This window comes from Actinosynnema sp. NPDC023658, assembly GCF_040639995.1.
Taxonomy (GTDB): Bacteria; Actinomycetota; Actinomycetes; order Mycobacteriales; family Pseudonocardiaceae; genus Actinosynnema.
Genome location: NZ_JBFAAX010001033.1, coordinates 1 through 1,891, shown reverse-complemented (window position 1 = coordinate 1,891; position 1,891 = coordinate 1). Strand labels below are relative to the sequence as shown.

The 1,891-nt window shown below is 73.0% G+C and carries 3 protein-coding genes; 2 read left to right on the top strand and 1 reads right to left on the bottom strand.

All coding sequences use genetic code 11. From position 1 onward, the window contains the following. The first annotated feature begins 239 nt into the window (after positions 1-239). Positions 240-470 carry an RGCVC family protein gene (locus tag AB0G02_RS37740; RefSeq protein ID WP_360804563.1) on the top strand — a complete coding sequence of 77 codons (231 nt, stop codon included), beginning with the start codon at positions 240-242 and terminating at the stop codon, positions 468-470. On the opposite strand, the gene AB0G02_RS37735 is transcribed toward AB0G02_RS37740, so the two are convergent. Continuing rightward, on the bottom strand, positions 454-903 hold the full coding sequence (locus AB0G02_RS37735; RefSeq protein WP_360804560.1) for an STAS domain-containing protein: 450 nt from the start codon (positions 901-903) through the stop codon (positions 454-456). The two genes, AB0G02_RS37740 and AB0G02_RS37735, sit on opposite strands and share 17 nt — an antisense overlap. A 370-nt stretch (positions 904-1,273) precedes the next feature. Between AB0G02_RS37735 and AB0G02_RS37730 the strand changes: the two genes are divergently transcribed. After that, positions 1,274-1,798 (top strand): DUF5994 family protein, encoded by a 525-nt coding sequence (locus AB0G02_RS37730; protein WP_360804557.1) that lies wholly within the window; start codon positions 1,274-1,276, stop codon positions 1,796-1,798. Positions 1,799-1,891 lie beyond the last annotated feature (93 nt).

The window sequence follows — 1,891 nt, the reverse complement described above, 5'->3', positions numbered from 1 at the left end:
CGGTGTGCCCCGAGCGGTGTGCCGCGGAAGCGACTCACCCGGGAAATGACGGGAATGACGCCCGACGACAACCGGTCGGGTATTCGGAGTACGCTTGGTGGTGTCGCTCCAGCCCTCGGCGAAGTCGTTCTCATCCGATGCGTTCCCGCCGGCCAGGCCGAAGGATTTCCCGTACGCGACTCGACGTCGGCGACGGCAGTGCATCGGACCCACGCTCGAACCACACGAAGGACGGACCGATGACGACCACACCCGTGCTGCTCGATCCCCTGGCACCCGACAGCGCGGTGCAGGCCGAGCCGTCCTGCCCCGCGTGCCCGCACCCGGCGGACGCCCACGACCCCCTCGCACGGCGGTTCTGCGCCGCGACCCGGACGGGCGGACTGCACCGCGGTTGTCTGTGCTCCGTCGAGTCGAGCGGTGCGACCTACGGCAAGTCAGGCCAGGGGAACATCAGCGACCGGGCCTGACGCCGGCCCGCGCGGACAGCTGATCGGGACCTTCGCGCGGCACACCGTCGACGTGGGGGACCACCTCGAACTCGACGTCCAGTCCGGTGACGGCCAGCGCCCGCAGGACCGGACGGGTCCGGGCCACGACGCACAGCCCCACCCCGGACGCCTCGGCCGCCGCCCGGGTCTCTACCAGGACGGTGAGACCGGCCGCGCTGAGGATGCCCACCTCGCCGAGGTCGACCACCAGGTCCGGACCGCCGGAGCGGATCTGCCCCAGGAGCCGGTCGCGCAGGTGGGGTGCGGTGAACAGGTCCACGACACCGGACACCGCGCACAGCAGGGTGCGGGGCGACAGGGGCCGCACCGCCACCTCCAGGAGTGCGCCGGGCAGCGGGGTCGCCACTGCGGGTGACGGCGGTCGAGCGGCACTTCGGGCGTCGGCACTCACGGAGGCTCTCCTCGCCTGAGGGTGGCGTCCGCGGGGTCCGGGCGGGCTGACGAATAGCAGGTATTGAGCGTATCGGCGGCCGTCCTCTCCGCACAAGGCCATTCCAAACCCGATCCGGGACACTTTTCGAACTCGGATCCTTTCCCGCACCTCTCGCCCGGAAAGATTCCAGAAAATCGTTCTCGACGTGTTCTCCGGCGTAATGTGGGACGTACCGAGGGCGCATCGAGCGCCGGCGTCGAGCCGGCACCGCCTTGGGCGCACCACGAGTCCGGCCGCTCCGGCCGGAGGCGGGAACGCCGAGTTGACCTCGAACCAGTCAGGTCCCCCCACGACCGACCCGACCACAGCGCGCCGGTCCCGGTGGACCGTGAAACCGCCCACCGCCGCGCCGGGCTCCGTCGACGGCGGCTGGTGGCCGCGGTCCAACGACCCGACGACCGAGTTCCCCCCGCTGATCACGGCCATGGCCGCGCTGGGCAGGCCCGTGCTGCGGGTCTCCTACGACCTCGACGCGTGGGACGTCGTCGGACGCCGCCTCCCCGTGGGCGACGCGGTGGTGCGCATGGAGGGCTTCCGGACCTCGCAGCCCCACACGGTCACCATGATCGGACCGGACCGCGCCCGGACCCGGCTGCTGGTGATCCCGCCGGCCACCCCGGGTGGCGCCGCCCGGGCCGCGTTGCGCGCCGCGGCGGACCCCTGCTCGACCGCCACCGTCGCGGACCTCCTGGAGTGGAACAACGTCGCTGTCCGGCGTGTCGGCGCCACCGCCCACGCGGGGTGGCGGACGGTCGAGCACCCGCAGGTCGACCGCGGCGTGCTCGGCCCGCAGGCGGCGGCACGCGACCCACGACGGGAAGTGCGCCCCTACGAGGACGAGATCGCGTCGTGACCGCCCCGTCGGAGCGGACGATCGCGCCTCCTCCCGCGGTGGCACACGACTCCCCGAGCGGCGTCGTCGAACCCCCCGGGCCTCTCCGGCGCC

Coding starts and splice junctions, on each gene's coding strand:
- AB0G02_RS37740 (WP_360804563.1), top strand. CDS start 240: ATGACGACCACACCCGTGCTGCTCGATCCCCTGGCACCCGACAGCGCG.